The sequence below is a fragment of the Nitratidesulfovibrio liaohensis genome (assembly GCF_011682075.1).
GTDB lineage: Bacteria > Desulfobacterota > Desulfovibrionia > Desulfovibrionales > Desulfovibrionaceae > Cupidesulfovibrio > Cupidesulfovibrio liaohensis.
This window is the reverse complement of the sequence record NZ_VSMK01000365.1, coordinates 1-2,857: the sequence shown is the minus strand read 5'-3', so window position 1 is coordinate 2,857 and position 2,857 is coordinate 1. Positions and strand designations below refer to the sequence as shown.

2 protein-coding genes and 1 pseudogene are annotated in these 2,857 nt (G+C 70.4%); all 3 read right to left on the bottom strand.

What is annotated here, in order from left to right:
- On the bottom strand, nt 1–1,696 hold a 1,696-nt coding region (locus tag FVW27_RS12360; protein ID WP_243838413.1), incomplete at its 3' end, for an FkbM family methyltransferase.
- Nucleotides 1,697–1,776: 80 nt separating this feature from the next.
- Entirely contained in the window at nt 1,777–2,505 is a 729-nt protein-coding gene (locus tag FVW27_RS12355) for a TylF/MycF/NovP-related O-methyltransferase (protein ID WP_167125553.1), read from the bottom strand.
- Nucleotides 2,502–2,857, bottom strand: a pseudogene (locus tag FVW27_RS12350) (cytidylyltransferase domain-containing protein); the annotation flags it as partial. The pseudogene FVW27_RS12350 and the gene FVW27_RS12355, both read right to left, overlap by 4 nt.

Genomic DNA, 2,857 nt, shown 5'->3' with positions numbered 1-2,857 from the left:
CCCGGCCCGCAGCCCCGGCCCGCACCGGGGTGACCACGCCTACAAGGCCGTTCACGGCCACGGTGCGTTGCAGCAGGGCGAACACCTCTGCCTGCGGTTCCAGCGCGGTCACCTGCCCGCTTGCCCCCACCATGCGGGCAAAGGCCACGGCGTGGGTGCCCACGTTGGACCCCACGTCCAGCACGCGGCCCCCGGCGGGCGAGTAGGGGGCCAACTCGTCCAGTTCCGCCTGCGCCCATTCGCCGTAGATGGCCAGCGCCATGCCCACCGGGCCGTCGAAGTCGAAATGATGGATGACGCCCTGTCGGCACGGGGTGGCCATGACGTGGTCTTCGAGGTGCGGGGGCAGGTCGCCGGTCGGGATGTTGCCGGACGAGATGCTGGCGGAAGGGGCGGAACCGGCGGAACCGGCGGCCACGTTGGCTCCAACCGTCGTCATGCTCCGGCCTTTGGGACGCGCGTCTGCGTCCGTCGCATGGTCCCCGTTGCCATCGTCCCCGCTCTCCCCACCGTCCTTTGCGTCGTCGAACAGGAACAGTTCCAGCGGCCCCACGGTGAACAGGTCGCCCTCCCGTTCCGAAGGGTCGAAGCGGACGGAGCGCAGCGTTGTCTCGCCGCGCATGGCCGTTTCCACGTCGGCGCGGGTGAAGCCGTTCATGTGCGGCACGGAATGCAGGGTGCGGTCGGCGTACACGGCCCCGCTTTCCTCCAGACGGAAGTATGCCTTGGCGAAGTTGTGCTCGCGGAATTCGCTCAGGTTGGCCGAGCGCACGTTGACCATGGCGATGCGGTCCACAGCCACGTCCGGCAGGCGGTAGGTGATGCCGGGGTCGCCGGTGGTGGCGCGGAACACCGGCTGGAAGGCGTCCGGGTGTTCACGGTCCGGGCCGCCGTCGAGCCCGGCGGGCAGCGCGTCGTTCGGGGATTTGTCCGGATCGCCGCCTGCCACGGGCACGGCGTTTGCGATGCGCTCCGGCCACACCAACAGGTGGCGCAGGGGCCGGGTCTTGCGCAGTTCCGCCGCGAAGGAGATGCCCGATTCGTCGCGCAGGTTGATGTTGCACAGTTTGGGGTCGTCCGACGCGGCGCAGGGGGTGCGTTGCGCGGCAAAGCCGCATTCCGCCGCCGCCCGGCGCAGGCTGGTGAAGTCGTGCAGCCAGCGGTGGCCGCCCATGCGCAGGCCGGTGTTCACCGCGTCCATGCCGTTGCGGCAGCGCATCACGTCGGCGAAGTAGTCGCCGCTGCCCACAAGGACGGCGGGGTCGAAGCGTTGGCCGTAGGTCCACAACTGGCCGATGTCCGGGGTGAGCAGCCGGGCCACGCCGCCGGGACGCAGCAGCACGTTCATGGAGCACAGGATGTACAACTGCTCGGTAAGATAGAAATGCTCGATGACGTCTTCCGCGTAGAAGGCGGCCACCTGCCCCGCAAGGCGGCGCGGCCACACGTCCAGCAGGCGGCATTCGCGCACCCGCTCGTCGTGGGGCAGAAAGTCCAGGTTCACGAAGCCGTCCAGCACCGCGCCGCCACAGCCCAGATGCACGTAAGCCCCCGCGGCGTCAGCGCCCTGCCAGTCGTCGTGCGACCAGGCGAACCACGCGGCCAGCCGGGGGTTGCAGCGGGCTAGACCCGCCATGTCGGGTGTGGCGGAGGTGTGGGGTGTGTCGGCCATGGGGGTGTCTGTCGTGCTGGTCATGCGGGGTGGTGTCCTGCGGTTGTGAGCATGGTGGGCGGCGTGGGGTGGTGATGCCGGTTCGGCAGGTCCCGGGGCCGCGTTCAGGCGCGGGGCTTCACGCCCATGCGGCCCGTGTAGTCGGTGCGGGTCAGCAGCGGCGGGGTGCCCCCGGCGCGGGCAAGGTCCGCGAAATAGGCGTCCACGGCGCGGCCCACACCGGGAAAGTGGCCGTAGTCGTCGATGCACAGCACCCCGCCCGGCGACAGGCGCGGGTAGAGGTGGGTCAGTTCGTGCAGCACCGAGGCCGCATCGTCGGTATCCAGATGCAACAGGGCGATGGCGTCCGGCAGGGGGCCGCCGGGAATGGTGGCCTGCACCGGGCCGCGCAGTACGTGCAGGCGCTGCGCCGGGTAGCCGGTGCGGGTGAAGTTGGCCATGGCCACGGGCAGCACGTCATCCTTGGGAAAGGCTTGCAGAGTCTCGCCGGTGATGGAGGCTTCCTCCACCCCGTCGGAAAAACCCCGGAAGGTGTCGCACCAGAAAAGGTCGCGTTCCGCCTGCCCCGGCTGGCTCAATCGGGCCAGCACGGCGGCGCAGAAGCAGGCCGAGCCGCCCCGGTACACCCCGCATTCCAGCAGCGCGCCGGGCACACCGGGCGCGTCGGGGCTCGTGATGTGGCGCAGGGCCAGGTACAGGGCGTGGAACCGTTCCACCGACAGCAGCGAGGCATCGCGCCACGCGAAGTAGGCGTCCCAGAACAGGGTGTCGGTGATGTCGGGGTAGCGGGGGCGCGGGTCGCCCCGTTCTGCGTTGATGGAGGCGGCGTTCACGGGGTGTTTCCTGTGGCGGCTTGGGCGGTGATGTCGGGGTGTCCGTCATGGGCGGCAAGGGCCATGCCCCGTGCGGCGTCCAGACGCGAGGCCACCAGGGTGGCCTGGGCGCGCCCTATGGAAATGGGGTGATAGGACAGGCTGGCGGATTCGCCGGGGGCGGAATCGTGCAGGTCGGGGACGCCATCGGCGGCGACTTCCGTTGTGCTTCTTGTGGTGCGGCCCCCAACGTGCAGCAGGGTCAGCGCGCCGTCGCGGCACAGCACGCCGGGCAGGTCCTGCCGCCGGGAGGGCACGCCCGGTGCGGAGAGCACGGAGCCCGCTGCGTCCACCCGCTTGAGGTGCGCAGGGT